16 protein-coding genes are annotated in these 14,886 nt (G+C 70.2%); 14 read left to right on the forward strand and 2 right to left on the reverse strand.

All coding sequences use genetic code 11. The annotated features are described in order from the left end of the window. Positions 1–110: 110 nt before the first annotated feature. Positions 111–1,145, reverse strand: coding sequence for a cytochrome P450 (locus ACFPZ3_RS47460; protein WP_379521006.1), 1,035 nt, complete (start codon positions 1,143–1,145; stop codon positions 111–113). A gap of 51 nt (positions 1,146–1,196) precedes the next feature. On the opposite strand from ACFPZ3_RS47460, the gene ACFPZ3_RS47465 reads away from it, so the two are divergent. The 13 genes from ACFPZ3_RS47465 (at position 1,197) to ACFPZ3_RS47525 (ending at position 13,097) form a co-directional block, all read left to right on the forward strand. Then, complete coding sequence (locus tag ACFPZ3_RS47465; protein WP_379521007.1) at positions 1,197–1,820, forward strand: TetR/AcrR family transcriptional regulator; 624 nt, start codon at positions 1,197–1,199, stop codon at positions 1,818–1,820. Further along, the gene (locus ACFPZ3_RS47470) at positions 1,820–3,556 is read left to right on the forward strand and encodes an ABC transporter ATP-binding protein (RefSeq protein ID WP_379521008.1); all 1,737 of its coding nucleotides are present in this window, start codon (positions 1,820–1,822) and stop codon (positions 3,554–3,556) included. Before ACFPZ3_RS47465 ends, ACFPZ3_RS47470 begins: the two co-directional genes overlap by 1 nt. Beyond that, positions 3,553–5,505, forward strand: a complete 1,953-nt coding sequence (locus ACFPZ3_RS47475) for an ABC transporter ATP-binding protein (protein WP_379521009.1) — start codon at positions 3,553–3,555, stop codon at positions 5,503–5,505. Before ACFPZ3_RS47470 ends, ACFPZ3_RS47475 begins: the two co-directional genes overlap by 4 nt. 107 nt (positions 5,506–5,612) lie before the next feature. Next, positions 5,613–6,365: an NPP1 family protein gene (locus tag ACFPZ3_RS47480; RefSeq protein WP_379521010.1), complete on the forward strand. Its 753-nt coding sequence runs from the start codon at positions 5,613–5,615 to the stop codon at positions 6,363–6,365. A 30-nt stretch (positions 6,366–6,395) separates the two neighbouring features. After that, positions 6,396–6,872: an RrF2 family transcriptional regulator gene (locus ACFPZ3_RS47485; RefSeq protein ID WP_379521011.1), complete on the forward strand. Its 477-nt coding sequence runs from the start codon at positions 6,396–6,398 to the stop codon at positions 6,870–6,872. A gap of 90 nt (positions 6,873–6,962) precedes the next feature. Next, positions 6,963–8,159 carry an MFS transporter gene (locus ACFPZ3_RS47490; RefSeq protein WP_379521012.1) on the forward strand — a complete coding sequence of 399 codons (1,197 nt, stop codon included), beginning with the start codon at positions 6,963–6,965 and terminating at the stop codon, positions 8,157–8,159. Positions 8,160–8,219: 60 nt separating this feature from the next. Then, positions 8,220–8,738: a cytochrome P450 family protein gene (locus tag ACFPZ3_RS47495; RefSeq protein WP_379521053.1), complete on the forward strand. Its 519-nt coding sequence runs from the start codon at positions 8,220–8,222 to the stop codon at positions 8,736–8,738. Then, on the forward strand, positions 8,735–8,962 hold the full coding sequence (locus tag ACFPZ3_RS47500; protein WP_379521051.1) for a hypothetical protein: 228 nt from the start codon (positions 8,735–8,737) through the stop codon (positions 8,960–8,962). Before ACFPZ3_RS47495 ends, ACFPZ3_RS47500 begins: the two co-directional genes overlap by 4 nt. Positions 8,963–9,050: 88 nt before the next feature. Then, on the forward strand, positions 9,051–10,202 hold the full coding sequence (locus tag ACFPZ3_RS47505; protein ID WP_379521013.1) for a hypothetical protein: 1,152 nt from the start codon (positions 9,051–9,053) through the stop codon (positions 10,200–10,202). 140 nt (positions 10,203–10,342) lie between these two features. Continuing rightward, entirely contained in the window at positions 10,343–10,681 is a 339-nt protein-coding gene (locus tag ACFPZ3_RS47510) for an ArsR/SmtB family transcription factor (protein WP_379521014.1), read from the forward strand. Between the two features lie 95 nt (positions 10,682–10,776). After that, positions 10,777–11,667 carry a TIGR03620 family F420-dependent LLM class oxidoreductase gene (locus ACFPZ3_RS47515; RefSeq protein WP_379521015.1) on the forward strand — a complete coding sequence of 297 codons (891 nt, stop codon included), beginning with the start codon at positions 10,777–10,779 and terminating at the stop codon, positions 11,665–11,667. A 280-nt stretch (positions 11,668–11,947) separates the two neighbouring features. Next, a complete protein-coding gene (locus tag ACFPZ3_RS47520; RefSeq protein ID WP_106245888.1) occupies positions 11,948–12,154 on the forward strand; it encodes a cold-shock protein in 207 nt (68 codons plus the stop codon). Positions 12,155–12,347: 193 nt separating this feature from the next. After that, positions 12,348–13,097 (forward strand): dienelactone hydrolase family protein, encoded by a 750-nt coding sequence (locus tag ACFPZ3_RS47525; protein WP_379521016.1) that lies wholly within the window; start codon positions 12,348–12,350, stop codon positions 13,095–13,097. 96 nt (positions 13,098–13,193) lie between these two features. Here ACFPZ3_RS47525 and ACFPZ3_RS47530 read toward each other — a convergent pair whose 3' ends face one another. Continuing rightward, on the reverse strand, positions 13,194–14,669 hold the full coding sequence (locus tag ACFPZ3_RS47530; RefSeq protein ID WP_379521017.1) for an FCD domain-containing protein: 1,476 nt from the start codon (positions 14,667–14,669) through the stop codon (positions 13,194–13,196). Between the two features lie 81 nt (positions 14,670–14,750). On the opposite strand from ACFPZ3_RS47530, the gene ACFPZ3_RS47535 reads away from it, so the two are divergent. Next, positions 14,751–14,873, forward strand: a complete 123-nt coding sequence (locus ACFPZ3_RS47535) for a hypothetical protein (protein WP_379521018.1) — start codon at positions 14,751–14,753, stop codon at positions 14,871–14,873. Positions 14,874–14,886: the final 13 nt, after the last annotated feature.

Here is a 14,886-nt window from a genome sequence, read left to right on the forward strand (position 1 = left end):
ACGGTGACGGCGACCTCAGCCGGCCTCAACCAGCGGTGACAGCGGTCTCAGGCCCCCTGACCAGCGGTGACGGCGACCTCAGCCGCCCTTGACCAGCGGTGACGGCGGTCTCAGCCGGCCTTGACCAGCAGCCGGTGCGGCCGGTACACGAACCCGTCGTCGCTCCACCGCACGTCCGCCAGCTCCTCCCGCGGGCACAGGCCGGGCAGGCGGGACACCAGGGCGCGGAAGGCCTCCTGCAACTCCATCCTGGCCAGGTTCGCGCCCAGGCAGTAGTGGGGGCCGTGGCCGAAGCCCAGGTGCGGAGTGGCCGTGCCGGCGGCGAACCGGTGGATGTCGAAACGCATCGGGTCCTCGTACACCGCCGGGTCGTGGTTGGCGGCGGCGAGGTTGGGCAGCACGACGGCCCCGGCCGCGACGGTCCCGCCGGACACCGTGACGTCGTCGGTCATCCGCCGGAGCATGCCGTTCCCGCCGGGGCCCTCGTGCCGCAGGATCTCCTCCACCGCCGGGCCCAACAGCTCCGGGCGGGCCGTGAGCTCGGCGTACTGCCCCGGATGGCACAACAGCCGGAACGTGCCCCTGGTGATCATCGAGGCGGTGGTCTCATGCCCCGCCAGGATGAGCGTGAACACGATGGTGGTCAGCTCGTCCTCGCTCAGCCCGTCGCCCTCGTCGCGCGCCTCGATGAGCACGTCGATCAGGTCCTCGCCCGGTTCGGCCCGGTGCCGTGCGATCAGGTCGCGGGCGTAGGCCATGAACGCCGTCAGCCCCTCCGCTCTGGCCGCCTCCGTCGCCCGCGAGGTGGACAGGAACATCTCCGTCCAGCCGCGGAACTGCTCGAAGCGGTCCATCGGCACGCCGAGCAGCTCGCAGATCACCCGTGCGGGCAGCGGCAGCGCGAAGTCCGCGACCACGTCGAACTCCTCGCCCGCCGCGTCGAGCAACCCGCCGGCGATGGCCGCCGCGCGGGGCCGCCAGTGTTCGATCCGCCTGGGGGTGAACGTGCCGTGCAGGATGCGGCGGAAACGGGTGTGCTCCGGCGGGTCCTGGTTGACATCGACGCCCCTCTCGGCCGGCTCAACGAGGAGGAGCAGGTCGTTCTGCGCGATCTGTTGCTGCGCGCGGTCACATAACGCCGTCATGGGACAAATAATGATTTGAACGAGTGAGTACTCGCTCATTACACTTGTCCCATGACCAGAAGGCGACGGGTGCCGGCCATGGCGCCAGAAGACCGCCGGGCCGCGCTCATCGCCGCCACGCTTCCTCTGCTGCGCGAGCACGGCACCGCCGTGAGCACCCGCCAGATCGCCGAGGCGGCGGGCGTGGCCGAGGGCACGATCTTCGGCGCGTTCCCCGACAAGGCCTCGCTGCTGCGGGCGGCGCTGATGAGCGCGTTCGACCCGAGGCCGGCGGTGGAGGCGCTGGCGGCCATCGGCCCGCAGGTCGAGCTGCGCGAGCGGCTGCGCCAGGCGGTGGCGATGATACGCGGCGGGATGAAGGCCAACGCCAACCTCATCGCCGGGCCCAAAGGGCTGATGGCCGACGACCCCGAGTTCCACGAGCGGATGATGGACAACCGGCGCCAGGTCCAGGGCGGAGTCGCCGCCCTGATCGAGCCTGACCGCGACCGGTTGCGCCGCTCGCCGGAGGCCGCGGCACAACTGCTGCTCATGCTGATCGCGGCCAGCGTTTACCGCGGCTTCGGCCTGGGCGGCGAGTTCGGAGACATGGACGACGAGGAGATCGTCTCCGTTCTGCTCGACGGGCTGCTCATCCGGCCCACCCCCACCCCTACGACAGAAAGCGCCTCGTGATGCTGCTCCGTCTCCTGCGGGACCAGCTCAGGCCGTACGGGAAAGAGATCACGCTCGTCGTCCTCTTCCAGTTCGTGCAGACACTGGCCACGCTCTATCTCCCCACACTCAACGCCGACATCATCGACGACGGTGTCGTCAAAGGCGACACCGGTTACATCATGCGCATCGGGCTGGTGATGCTCGGTGTGACGCTCGTCCAGATCGTCTGCTCCACCGTGGCCGTCTACTACGGCGCACTGATCTCGATGGCCATGGGCAGGGACCTGCGGGCCGCGATCTTCCACCGGGTGCAGGACTTCTCGGCCCAGGAGGTCAACAAGTTCGGCCCGCCGTCGCTGATCACCCGGACCACCAACGACGTGCAGCAGATCCAGATCCTGGTGCTGATGACGTTCACGATGATGGTGGCGGCGCCGATCATGTGCGTCGGCGGCATCGTGCTGGCGCTGCGCCAGGACGTGGCGCTGTCGTCGCTGCTGCTCGTCGTGTTGCCCGTGATGATCCTCATCGTGGGCGTGATCGTGCGGATGATGCACCCGCTCTTCCGCACGATGCAGGAGCGCATCGACCGCATCAACCAGGTGCTGCGCGAGCAGATCACCGGCATGCGGGTCATCAGGGCCTTCGTCCGCGACCAGCACGAGAGCGAGCGCTTCGGCGTGGCCAACGACCAGCTGACCGATGTGTCGCTGAAGGTCGGGCGGCTGATGGCGCTGATGTTCCCCTCGGTCATGCTGGTGGTGAACCTGTCCAGCGTCGGCGTGGTCTGGTTCGGCGCCGATCGCATCGCCGACGGCAGCATGCAGGTGGGCGCGCTGACCGCGGTCATCTCCTACCTGATGCAGATCCTCATGTCGGTGATGATGGCGATGTTCATGTTCATGATGATCCCCAGGGCCTCGGTCTGCGCCGAGCGCATCGACGAGGTGCTCTCCACCGAGCCGACCGTCCACCTGCCCGCCAATCCCGTCATTCCGGAACGCCGCATCGGCGAGCTGGAGCTGAGCTCCGTGGGCTTCCGCTACCCGGGCGCCGAGGAGCCGGTGTTGTCCGACGTGAGCTTCGTGGCGCGGCCCGGCCGTACCACCGCGATCATCGGCAGCACGGGCAGCGGCAAGACGACGCTGCTCAACCTCATCCCGCGCCTGTTCGACGCGAGCGCGGGCGACGTGCTGGTGGACGGCGTCAACGTACGCGACCTCGACCAGACCGTGCTCGCCCATACGGTCGGCCTGGTCCCGCAGGCGCCCTACCTCTTCACCGGCACCATCGCCTCCAACTTGAGGTACGGCCGCCCCGACGCCACCGACGAGGAGTTGTGGCGGGCCCTGGAGATCGCCCAGGCCCGCGAGTTCGTCGAGGCGATGCCCGGCGGCCTGGAGGAGCCGATCGCCCAGGGCGGCACGAACGTCTCCGGCGGCCAGCGTCAGCGCCTGGCCATCGCCAGGACCCTGGTGCACCGGCCCGAGATCTACCTGTTCGACGACTCCTTCTCCGCCCTCGACTACGCCACCGACGGCCGGCTGCGCGCCGCGCTGGCCGAGGAGATCGCCGAGGCCACGATCGTCATCGTGGCCCAGCGCGTGAACACGATCCGCGACGCCGACCGCATCCTCGTGCTCGACGAGGGCCGCGTGGTCGGCAGCGGTGACCACGCCGACCTCATGACCACCTGCCCCACGTACCGGGAGATCGTCCTGTCCCAGCTCACCGAACAGGAGGCGGCGGCATGACCACACAGGCGCCCGCGCGCCGTCCGCAACCCGCTTTCGGCCCAGGCAGAATGATGAGCGGGCCCGCCGAGAAGGCGCTCGACTTCGGCGGCACCCTGCGTCACCTGATGCGCCTGCTCAGCCCCGAGCGCCCGCTGCTGATCGTCATCCTGGCCCTGGGCGCGGCCAGCGTCGCGCTGACCGTCACGGGCCCCAAGATCCTCGGCCACGCCACCGACCTGATCTTCTCCGGCATCATCGGCGCCCAGCTCCCCGCCGGCGCGACCAAGGAACAGGCCGTGGCGGGGCTGCGCGCCCAGGGCCAGGACACCTTCGCCGACATGGTGTCGGCGATGAGCGTGGTGCCCGGTCAGAGCATCGACTTCACCGCTCTGTCCCAGGTGCTGGGGTGGGTGCTGGTGATCTACCTGCTGGCCGCCGCGCTCGGGATCGTCCAGTTCCGGATGACCACGACCGTCGTGCAACGGGCGGCCTACCGGCTGCGCCGGCAGATCGAGGCCAAGCTGGCACGGCTGCCGCTGAGCTACTTCGACGGCCAGCCGCGCGGCGAGATCCTCAGCCGCGCCACCAACGACACCGACAACATCGCGCAGTCGCTGCAGCAGACGATGAGCCAGCTCATCTCGTCGTTGCTGACGGTCATCGGGGTGCTGGCGATGATGTTCGTGATCTCGCCGATCCTGGCGCTCATCGCGCTGGTCACGGTGCCGGTGTCGGTGTGGGTCACCACGGTCATCGGCAAGCGCTCCCAGCCGCAGTTCATCAAGCAGTGGGCCACGACGGGCAAGCTCAACGGCCACATCGAGGAGATGTACGGCGGCCACACGCTGGTCAAGGTGTTCGGCCGGCAGAAGGAGGCCGCGGAGACCTTCGCCGAGCACAACCAGGCGTTGTTCGCCTCCAGTTTCCGCGCCCAGTTCATCTCCGGGGTCATCCAGCCGGCGATGATGTTCATCGGCAACCTCAACTATGTGCTCGTCGCCGTGGTGGGCGGGCTCAAGGTGGCCTCGGGCTCGATCTCGCTGGGCGACGTGCAGGCGTTCATCCAGTATTCGCGGCAGTTCAGCCAGCCGCTGACCCAGGTGGCCGGCATGGCGAACCTCGTGCAGTCGGGCGTCGCCTCGGCCGAGCGGGTCTTCGAGCTGCTGGAGGCCCCGGAGCAGTCGGCCGAGCCCGCCAAGCCCGCGCGGCCTGACCAGGTCAGGGGCCGGGTGGCGTTCGAGAACGTGTCCTTCCGCTACGCCGAGGACCGGCCGCTGATCGAGAACCTGTCGCTGACCGTCGAACCGGGCCAGACCGTGGCCATCGTCGGCCCCACGGGAGCGGGCAAGACGACCCTGGTCAACCTCATCATGCGCTTCTACGAGGTGACCGGCGGCCGCATCACGCTCGACGGGGTCGACGTCGCCGAGATGTCCAGGGAGGAGCTGCGCGCCAACATCGGCATGGTGCTCCAGGACACCTGGCTGTTCGGCGGCACGATCGCGGAGAACATCGGCTACGGCGCGGAAGGCGCGACGCGCGAACGCATCGAGGCCGCCGCCGAGGCCGCGCACGTGGACCGCATCGCCCACACGCTGCCCGACGGCTACGACACGGTGATCGACGAGGAGGGCGCGACGGTCAGCGCGGGCGAGAAGCAGCTCATCACGATCGCCCGCGCCTTCCTGTCGGAGCCGGCGATCCTGATCCTGGACGAGGCGACGAGCTCGGTCGACACCCGTACCGAGGTGCTCATCCAGCGGGCGATGAACTCGCTGCGCGAGGGGCGTACGAGCTTCGTGATCGCCCACCGGCTGTCCACGATCCGCGACGCCAGCCTGATCCTGGTCATGGAGAACGGGCGGATCGTCGAGCAGGGCACGCACGAGTCGCTGCTGGAGGCGGACGGCGCCTACGCCCGGCTGTACTCGGCCCAGTTCAGCCAGGCCGTCGTGGAGATGGACTGATCGAAGTGGCGGCGGTGTCCATCGCCGCCGCCACTTTCCCGATGTTCTTTCCTGATGTTCGCCCGAGGGCCATGGACGGCGGCGGTTCGCCGTCGTCTCATGGAGGCGTGATCACACGTCCCCGCACCGCCGTGTGCGTACTGGTGAGCGCCGCCGCGATCGTCTTAGCCACCCCCGGCGCCGCCCTCGCCGCCCCGCCGACCGCCCTCGACGGGGCCGCGCCGTCGAGTGACCGCACCTACCAGCCCGCCTTCGACTACGACGGGGACGGCTGCTATCCGACGCCCGCCATCGGGCGCGACGGCGTCATCGCACCGGGACTGGCGCTGGGGGGCGCGGTCAACGGGCAGTGCCATGACCTGTCCGACCTGGACAACACCAACTCCTATTCGCGCTCCAAGTGCAACAACGGGTGGTGCGCGTACGTGTACGGGCTCTACTTCGAGAAGGACCAGACGCTGCCCGGATGTTGCGGGCACCGGCACGACTGGGAGCACGTCGTGGTCTGGGTCCAGAACGGCACGGCGCAGTACGTGGCCGCCTCCGCGCACGGCCAGTACAGCGTGCGCCCGCGTGCGCAGCTGTACTGGGAGGGGACCCACGCGAAGATCATTTACCACAAGGACGGGCTCTCCACCCACGCCTTCCGCTTCGCCAGTGCCACCGAGCCGCCGGAGAACCACAAGGGCACCTGGCAGTTCCCGCCGCTGGTCGGCTGGGAGAACTACCCGGCCGGCCTGCGCGACCGCCTGGTGGCGCACGACTTCGGCTCGGCCGTGTTCGGGCTGAAGGACGCCTCCTTCAACGGGGAGCTGACGAAGGCCAAGCCGGCGGGCATCCCGTTCGACCCCCAGGGCTGACCCCAAACCGGGATGTGTATAGTCCCGGTTATGCGTATGGGGGAGAGCGTCGAGTGGGGGCTGCACTGCTGCGTCACGCTGGGCTGGTTGCGCGACCAGGGCCCAGTGTCGATCCGGCGGCTGGCGGCCTGGTTCGACCTGCCGCAGGAATACCTGAAGAAGCGGCTCCAGGCGCTCGTCAGGGCCGGGATCCTGACGTCGAGCCCGGGCGTGCGGGGCGGGTGGTCGCTGGCCAGGCCGCCCGAGCAGATCACGGTGATGGACGTGGTCACCGCTCTGGAGGGTGCCGAGGAGGCGTTCCGCTGCGCCGAGATCCGGCTGCGCGGGGAGAGCGGGCGCGGCGGCGGGGCGGAGTTCGCGCGGCCCTGCGGCATCGCGGGCCTGATGCGCCGCGCGGAGCTGGCCTGGCGGCGGGAGCTCGCCGCGCACACCATCGCCGACCTGATGGAGGGCAGCCCCGCAGGCGCCGAGCGCACCCGGCGCAACTATCAGGACATGACCGGCTGATCACTGTCAGGACATGACCGGCTGATCACTGTCAGGACATGACCGGCTGATCGCGCTGCCGGACTCGGCGGTCGCGGGAAAGGAATGGGGATGCCGAACATCCCGATAGATCGACGAACGGAGAACGAGAGCGCCACGGCGCACGGGCTCGGCTCCACCACCATCCTCGCGCTCGGCACGTTCGCCGTCGGGACCGACGCCTACGTGGTCGCCGGGTTCCTGCCCGCGATGGCGCAGTCGTTGCAGGTCACGGTCGCCGCCGCCGGGCAGTCGGCGACGGTGTTCGCGATCGCCTACGCCGTACTGTCGCCGATCCTGGCCACCGTGCTGGCCTGGATGCCGCGCCGCAGGCTGCTCGTGGGCGCGCTCGTCGTCCTCACGCTGGCCAACCTCGGCTCGGCGCTGGCGCCGAACTTCCCCGTCCTCATGGTCACGCGCGTCCTGGCCGCGTTCGGCGCGGCGGCGTTCACGCCGAACGCGGGCGCCGCCGCCTCCTCGCTGGTCGCGCCCGCGCAGCGGGCCAAGGCGCTGGCCGTGGTGGTCGGCGGGCTGACGGCCGCCACCGCGCTCGGTGTGCCGCTGGGCAACCTCGCGGGGAAGGCGCTGGACTGGCGGGCGGCGCTCGGCCTGGTCGCCGCGCTGTGCGCGATCGCCGCCGTGGGCGTGCTCGCGATCATGCCCGCCCTGCCCGGCGCACCCCGCATCCCCCTGCGCACGCGGCTCGCCACCCTGCGCCACCCCGGCGTGCTCGCGGTGCTGCCGCTGACGGTGGCCGGCATGGCAGCGGGCTACGGGCTGTACGCCTTCGCCGTCCCCGTCCTGCGCGCGCTCGGCGCGGGGGCGGGGGAGGAGACCTGGCTGCTGTTCCTGTACGGCGTCGGCGCGGTCCTGGGCAACCTGCTGTCGGGCACGCGGGTGGACCGGTACGGCCCCATCCGCGTCCAGACCGCCGGCTACGCCGGCCTCACCCTCACCCTGGCCGCCTTCGCCTGGGCGACGGGGGCGGGCGTGCACTGGCTGCCCCTGACGGCGCTGCTCATGGTCGCCTGGGGCGCCACCACCTGGTTCCAGACCCCGGCGCAGCAGGTCCGGCTGATCAACGCGGCGCCCCATGAGACCGCCGTGGTCATCGGACTGAACGCCTCCGCGCTGTACGCCGGGATCGCCCTCGGCACCGCGCTCGGCGGCCTCCTCCTGCCCGCCGGCGCCTCCGCCGCACTCGCCGCCTGCGCGGGCCTGGCCCTGCTCAGCCTGCTCTACCTGCGGCTCACCCGCCGCCACGGATGAGCCGCTTGTCTCCTGCACCGGGGCCGGGCACGCTGAGAGAGGCGACGAAGAGGTGGGATCATGGACATCGATCCGTTCGGAGCGGATTTTCAGCGTGATCCCGAGCCCTTCTACGAACGGCTCCGCGAGGCCGGCCCGGTGTTCTTCCTCGAGCGGCACCAGGTGTGGGCCACCGCCAGGCACGCCGAGTCCCAGCAGGTCATCCGCGACTACGAGACCTTCTGCTCCTCGGCGGGCATCGGGCTGGCGAACTTCATGAAGGAGAAGCCGTGGCGGCCCCTGAGCCTGCTGCTGGAGGCCGACCCGCCGGCGCACGGCCGCGTCCGCAGGGTCGTCTCCCGGGTGATGTCGCGACGGGCGATCGAGGACCTCCGGCCCGAGTTCGAGCGCCGCGCCGACGAACTCGCCGCCGAGGTCGTACGCAAGGGCACGTTCGACGCGGTGACCGACCTGGCCCAGGTCTACCCGCTGCGGGTCTTCCCCGACGCCGTCGGCGTCACCGGGCGAGAAGGTCCTGTGCTTCCTCGGAGCCGCCAACCGACCCCCGAGCCTGGCAGGACCCCGACGACTTCCGCCTGACCCGTCCCGGCACGGGACATCTCGCCTTCGGCTCGGGCGTCCACGTCTGCGCCGGCGCGGCCATCGCCCGGCTCGAAGCCGAGACGCTCCTCAAGGCTCTGGCCAGCCGGATCCGTACGCTCACACCAGCGGGTCCTCCCGTCCACCGGCCCCACAACGTCCTCAGAGCGATGGCGCACCTTCCCCTCCGCGCGACCCCATCGGGGACAGGGCCTTCGCTCTAGTACGTGCCGGCGGTGAGGTCCGGTTCAGTCCCATGCCGTTTGGCGGTGTACGCAGGGTAAGGCCGCCGAACGATCCCACAATGGGGCCATGAGTTACCCCCAACAGCCTCACCCGCAGGATCCGTGGGGCCGACAGACGCAGGGAGCGCCGCAGGGACAGGGCCGGCCCGGGTACGGGCAGCCACCGTCCGGCCCGGCGGCCCCGTGGCCCGGCCATGGGCCGCAGGACACCGTCCAGAGGCCGGGCCGCCCGGCGCACGGACCACAACCTCGGCAGGGCGGCCCGCCATCCGGGTTACCCAACCCGCCGCAGAGCCCGTACGGCTCGCGACCTCCGTACGGGCAGGATCCGTACGCCAGAGGCGGCCCCTACGGCGAAGGCGGTCCCTACGGACCATCCCAGCTTCAGTACGACTACGACTACGAGCTCGGCTCGCCGCCTCCCAAGCGCAACAGCACCCTGATCATCGGGTTGTCCGTCGGCCTGGGGTTGCTGGTGCTGGGTGGTGGCGCGGTCGGCGCGGTCTCCTACCTCAACTCCTCCGGTTCCGGGACCACCACCGCGCTGCCGGACACCTCGTCGTCGCCCACGGCGGCGCCCTGGGAGTCCAGCCCACCGTCGGGGGGCCTCGGAGGTGAGCCGTCGGGCATGCCGTCCTGGGACCCGTTCGACGATCCGACCACCGAGCCGACGGGCCCGGCCGCCGATCCGACCACGGATCCGACTACTGGGCCCACCGGCAGCCCTTCGGGGCAGGCCGCGCCGGGTTCGCCGATCGCCGAGACGGAGTTCGACGACTGGAGGCTCGAACTGCCCTCCGCCACCTACTCGGCCAACAAGGTCGCGGGGTGGACGTACGAGACGTGCGACCCGGTGGACGGGGAGGGCGTGCTGGCCAAGAACAAGTGCGAGCGCGCCATCCAGGTCGCCTACACCTCCTACCGGGGGCATCTGAAGGCGGTGCAGGTCACGATGGCGTTCCCGACGGAGAAGGCCGCCGAGGCCGCCGTCGCGAAGCTGGCGAAGCGTACCTCGAACGCGGTGAGCACCCGCAGGGACATGACGTTCACGACGTACGCCTACGGGAAGATCCGGGCGAACGCCATCAAGAAGTACGTGATCGCCACCATCGTCACCGCTGACACCACGGCCAAGTCCAAGGCCAACAAGTTCCACCTCTTCTTGCAGGCCGACGCGGTCAGATATTTCATGCTGCGCGACGTGACCGTCACCAGCTGAGGATCACGGGGCTCGTACGCGGCGCGGAACCTAGCCGTCCGCTGCGCCGCGTCGGGCAGACAGTCAGCTCCGGGGGAGCCGGTGTATCATATCGAGGTTCCGCGAATTGTAGTGATTCGACCCGTACCTTCCCGGCGGCCATGACCACACACGCACAATCCTCACCTGATGCCACAGAGCTGGTCGAGGTGTTCAAGGCGCTCGCCAATCCCGTACGCCTCCAGCTGCTGCAGTGGTTGCGCGACCCCGAGCGTAACTTTCCGGCGGCGGAGAGGATCGCCGACCCGTACGAGGTCGGCGTGTGCGTCACCCATATCCACGCCAAGACTGGGCTCGCGCAGTCGACCGTCTCCGCCTACATGTCGGCTCTGGAGCGTGCCGGGCTGGTCCGCTCCACGCGTGTGGGGAAGTGGACGCACTACCGGCGCGACGAGGAACGCATCGCCCAGCTCGTCGACGTGCTCGGACGTTCTCTCTAGCGACACCCGCCCCGTGGAACGCCGGTTTTGCTTCATATCGACTTTCTGCGATACTTCGATTCGTTGGAACGCGATGAGAGGCGGTCTGGAGAGACATGGGCGCGATCGAGGGGATGGAGCTGGGGCGCTTCGGGGTCTGGACGTTCGACTTCGAGGGGCAGCCGGCGAGTGTGATGCGGGAGTCGGTCCAGGAGCTCGAGGAGCTCGGCTGGCCGGCGATCTGGGTGCCGGAGCTGGAGGGGCGCGAGGCGCTGACGCAGGCCGGGTTCCTGCTGTCCTGCACCCGGCGGATCGCCGTGGTCAACGGCATCGCGCAGATCTGGTCCCGTGGGCCGCGGTGGGCGCGGGGCGCGGCCTTGTTGCTGGCCGACGCCTACCCCGACCGGCACCTGCTCGGCCTGGGTTTTGGAGGGGAGCCGCGACCGGGGACCAAGCCGCTGCGGGCGATGGCCGACTACCTGGACGCCATGGACGCGACGACGGGCCCCAACCCGGAGCCGCGGGCGCCGATGCGGCGGGTGCTGGCGGCGTACGGGCCCAAGATGCTCGAACTGGCCCGCGACCGGGCCGAGGGCGCGCACACCTACCACGTCACCGTCCGGCACACCGCGCAGGCGCGGGAGGTGCTGGGCGAGCGGCCGTTCCTGGGCGTCGAGCAGGCGGTGCTCTTCGAGAGCGACCCCGAACGGGCACGTGAGGTCGCTCGCGAGCACCTGCACGTCTACTTCACGACCCCGTACAACGTCGCCAAATTCCTTCGCCTCGGTTATACGGAAGCGGACATCGATGGTGGCCGGGGCAGCGACCGGCTCGTGGATGACTTGGTGTTCTGGGGTGATATAGAGGCCATTGTCGGTAAACTGCAGGACCACCTCGACGCAGGTGCTGACCACGTCGGCATCCAGGTGATCGGCACAGATCTGGGCAAAACGGCCATGCCGCGCTGGCGCGAGCTGGCCGGGGCGCTGCTGCCCGCGCGGCCTTGAACTCTCGCCGCCGGCTCGGCATGGTCATCCGCGGGCAAACCTCGTCGTGGGCAGGGGTAAATGGTGGGCACGCGCATCCATGGCCTGCCGGTCGCGTGTGCTAACCTGTGGGGCGTTGCAGTTGTCGTACCCATAAAGACTTTTTGTGCGCCTGACAAGAATGTAGCCTTTTCGGGCGCGTTTTGTTTGCCGGTCATTTCCGGATGGGCTCATGCGCGGCGACACGAGATTCGCGCGGTGTGGATCTCGTAATTTATGCACATATCTGTAGGAGATCGACATGGCTACCGGCACCGTTAAGTGGTTCAACTCTGAAAAGGGCTTCGGCTTCATCGCGCAGGACGGCGGCGGCGCCGACGTCTTCGCGCACTACTCCAACATCGTCTCCAACGGCGGCTACCGTGAGCTGACCGAAGGCCAGAAGGTGTCCTTCGACGTCGTTCAGGGCCAGAAGGGCCCGCAGGCGGAGAACATCGTCGCCGCCTGACCTCCGGGTCTGAAATCCGGGTCCGCACCTCACTGGAGGTGCGGGCCCGGATTTGCGTTGTCACAGCGGTGCCGCCGTCGCACCCGCCCCCAGCGCGGTGAGGCGCGGCGACCAGGACGGCGCCCGGCCGGCGTCGCCACCGACATCGGCATCCCGCCAGTGATTAGCTGACTCTGGAAACATTCTCACATCGGTGAACGGGAAGACGATGATCCAGATTTCTGCCCCCGACGGCACCGCCGAGGCCTACGTGGCCCGGCCCGATTCCGGCGAGCACCCTGGCGTGCTGCTGTTCATCGACGCGATCGGGCTGCGGCCGCGAATCAACGAGATGGCCGACCGGATCGCGAGCTGGGGCTACGTCGTGCTCGCGCCCAACCTCTTCTATCGCGACGGCCGCGCCGAGGACCTCGCCCCGAAGGGCGACCTGCGTCAGCCGGGGGAACGCGAGAAGTTCTTCGCCGTGGCCGGGCCGCGGATCGGCGGGCTGACCACGGAGCGCGTGCTGGCCGACATCGACACCTACCTGCCCGCCCTGCGCGACCTGGACGGGGTGTCCGGCGGGCCGGTGGGCGCGGTCGGCTACTGCATGGGCGCGCGGCTCGCCATTCGCGCGGCCGGGGCGCATCCCGAGGCGGTCGGCGCGGTCGGCGGTTTCCACGGCGGCGGCCTGGCCACCGACGAGCCGGACAGCCCGCACCTGAGCCTGCCCACGGCGCGTGCGGAGTTCGTCTTCGGGCACGCCGACAACGACCGGGGTATGGGGCCCGAGGCCGTCGAGACGCTCGGCAGGGCGCTGAAGGACGCCGGGCTGACGGCTGTCAACGAGGTGTACGCGGGCGCGCCGCACGGCTACTCGATGTCGGACACCTCGGCGTACGACGAGGCCGCGTGCGAGCGGCACTTCGCCGCGCTACGGGCGCTCTTCACCCGCGCGCTCTGAGATGAGTCTCGCCGGTCAGCCTCGCTGCCCGGCGAGCCGTCCTCGCGACCGTCCTGCGCACTCCTCCGCGTACGTCTCCCGGCCCGATGCGACGGTTCAGGCGCTGCCGGAGGCCGAGACGAGCAGCAGCGCCTGGCGGGCGGAGGCGACGTGGTGGCGCATCGCGGCCACGGCCGCGTCGGGGTTGCGGGTGACGATGGCCAGGAGAATGGCCTGGTGCTCCTCCAGCGACCCGGCGCGCGGGTGGTGCGCGGACAGGTTGCGGTACTGCCGCATCACCAGGGGATAGAGCAGCGTGTCGTACGCCCGCGCCAGGGTCCGCTGGTGGGCGGCCTCCTTGATCTGCTGGTGGAACCTGCGGTTCCCCTGCGAGTAACCGGACTGGTCGCCGAGCCGCTCGCACTCCCGCATCGCCTCCAGCGTGCCGCGCAGGCCGTGGATCTCCTCCTCGGTGGCCCGCTCCGCGGCCTTGCCGGCCAGGGCCGACTCCAGCACTTCGCGCGCCTCCAGGATGTCCAGAGCCTCCTCGACCGAGAAGCTGCGGGTGCGCACCCCGCGGTTGACCTCGCTGGTGACGTAGCCCTCCTGGGCGAGCTGGACCAGCACGGCCCGCATGGTGCTGCGGGAGACGGTGAACATCTTGGTCAGCTCGGCCTCGGTGAGCCGGGCGCCCGGCTCGATGCCGCCCGACAGCAGCAGCGAGCGCAGCCCCTCGTACGCCTGGTCGTGCCGGGTCCGCGCGGTCCTGCTCGGCTCCGGCGCCCGCGTCAGGCCCGGATACAGCCGCCGCGCGGTGCCCGCGAAGATCTCCTCCTGGGCGCTCGCCGGCAGGTCCGCGAGGACGTCCTGGGCCAGCCGGAGCAGCTCCGGCAACCGCTGCCCGTCGGCCGGGCCGCTCGATCCCCAGGCGATCCGCTCCGCGCCGAACGCCTCCACCACGGGCTCCAGGAAGGCGGCCGCCTCCTTGCCGGCGTCACGCGGCGGCTCCAGGTCGCGGTGGGTGAGCTTGAGATGCAGGCCCGGGTACCGGGCGAGGCCGGCCACCTCGCGGCCGGCCTCCGCCGGTGAGCCGTCGATGCCGAGGAGCACCCGGACACCGGGGAAGCGCTCCAGGATCGCGCGCAACCGCTCCGTCGCGGGCCCGAGGCGCAGCTCCAGGCAGACGGTAAGGTCCAGCTCCTCCGCCTCGCGCCAGAACGGGAACGTCTCCGGGGCGGCGAACCACTCGCTGGGCGCGGTGCCGTCGCTGGTGAACAGCAGCACCCCGGCCAGGCCGCCGTCACCCGCCAGGGCCGCCAGGCGTCCGGGGGCGTCCGGTGGCAGCGGGTCGAAGGCGCCGACCGCCACGAATCGGCCGGGGTGACGGCGGGCGGCGTCCACGACGTAGGAGTTGTCGCCGCCGTACACCGTGGTGGCCTGGACCAGGACGGCCTGCTCGATGCCCGCCCCGTCCATGCGCGCCGCCATCTCCTCCGCGGTCACCGGCCGGGGCTGCTCGCCGCCGATCGGGGACCTGGGGTATCTCGTCAGGTCCTCCGAGATGACCTGGCAGTGCGCGTCGATCACGTACACGTTTCTCCATTCCTTCCTACGCCTCAGGGGAGGAGTTTGTCCCTTCGCGGCGAGTTCAAGGAGCACCGCCGCGCGCAATGTATGCGATATGACGACAAAATCCTCGAAGAACTGCTCCTGCGGACACGGCTCGTCCTGCTCATGCGCCAGCACCTGCGCCTGCGGCTGCAACTCCTGACCCGCGCCGTCACCGCGGCAAGGTAGCGTCCGGTGGTCC

This window comes from Nonomuraea insulae, from assembly GCF_042656245.1.

Excerpts from the sequence above, each read along its gene's own strand:
- ACFPZ3_RS47460 (WP_379521006.1), bottom strand. The coding sequence starts at position 1,145 with ATGACGGCGTTATGTGACCGCGCGCAGCAACAGATCGCGCAGAACGAC.
- ACFPZ3_RS47465 (WP_379521007.1), top strand. The coding sequence starts at position 1,197 with ATGACCAGAAGGCGACGGGTGCCGGCCATGGCGCCAGAAGACCGCCGG.
- ACFPZ3_RS47470 (WP_379521008.1), top strand. The coding sequence starts at position 1,820 with ATGCTGCTCCGTCTCCTGCGGGACCAGCTCAGGCCGTACGGGAAAGAG.
- ACFPZ3_RS47475 (WP_379521009.1), top strand. The coding sequence starts at position 3,553 with ATGACCACACAGGCGCCCGCGCGCCGTCCGCAACCCGCTTTCGGCCCA.
- ACFPZ3_RS47485 (WP_379521011.1), top strand. The coding sequence starts at position 6,396 with ATGCGTATGGGGGAGAGCGTCGAGTGGGGGCTGCACTGCTGCGTCACG.
- ACFPZ3_RS47490 (WP_379521012.1), top strand. The coding sequence starts at position 6,963 with ATGCCGAACATCCCGATAGATCGACGAACGGAGAACGAGAGCGCCACG.
- ACFPZ3_RS47495 (WP_379521053.1), top strand. The coding sequence starts at position 8,220 with ATGGACATCGATCCGTTCGGAGCGGATTTTCAGCGTGATCCCGAGCCC.
- ACFPZ3_RS47505 (WP_379521013.1), top strand. The coding sequence starts at position 9,051 with ATGAGTTACCCCCAACAGCCTCACCCGCAGGATCCGTGGGGCCGACAG.
- ACFPZ3_RS47510 (WP_379521014.1), top strand. The coding sequence starts at position 10,343 with ATGACCACACACGCACAATCCTCACCTGATGCCACAGAGCTGGTCGAG.
- ACFPZ3_RS47515 (WP_379521015.1), top strand. The coding sequence starts at position 10,777 with ATGGGCGCGATCGAGGGGATGGAGCTGGGGCGCTTCGGGGTCTGGACG.
- ACFPZ3_RS47520 (WP_106245888.1), top strand. The coding sequence starts at position 11,948 with ATGGCTACCGGCACCGTTAAGTGGTTCAACTCTGAAAAGGGCTTCGGC.
- ACFPZ3_RS47535 (WP_379521018.1), top strand. The coding sequence starts at position 14,751 with ATGCGATATGACGACAAAATCCTCGAAGAACTGCTCCTGCGGACACGG.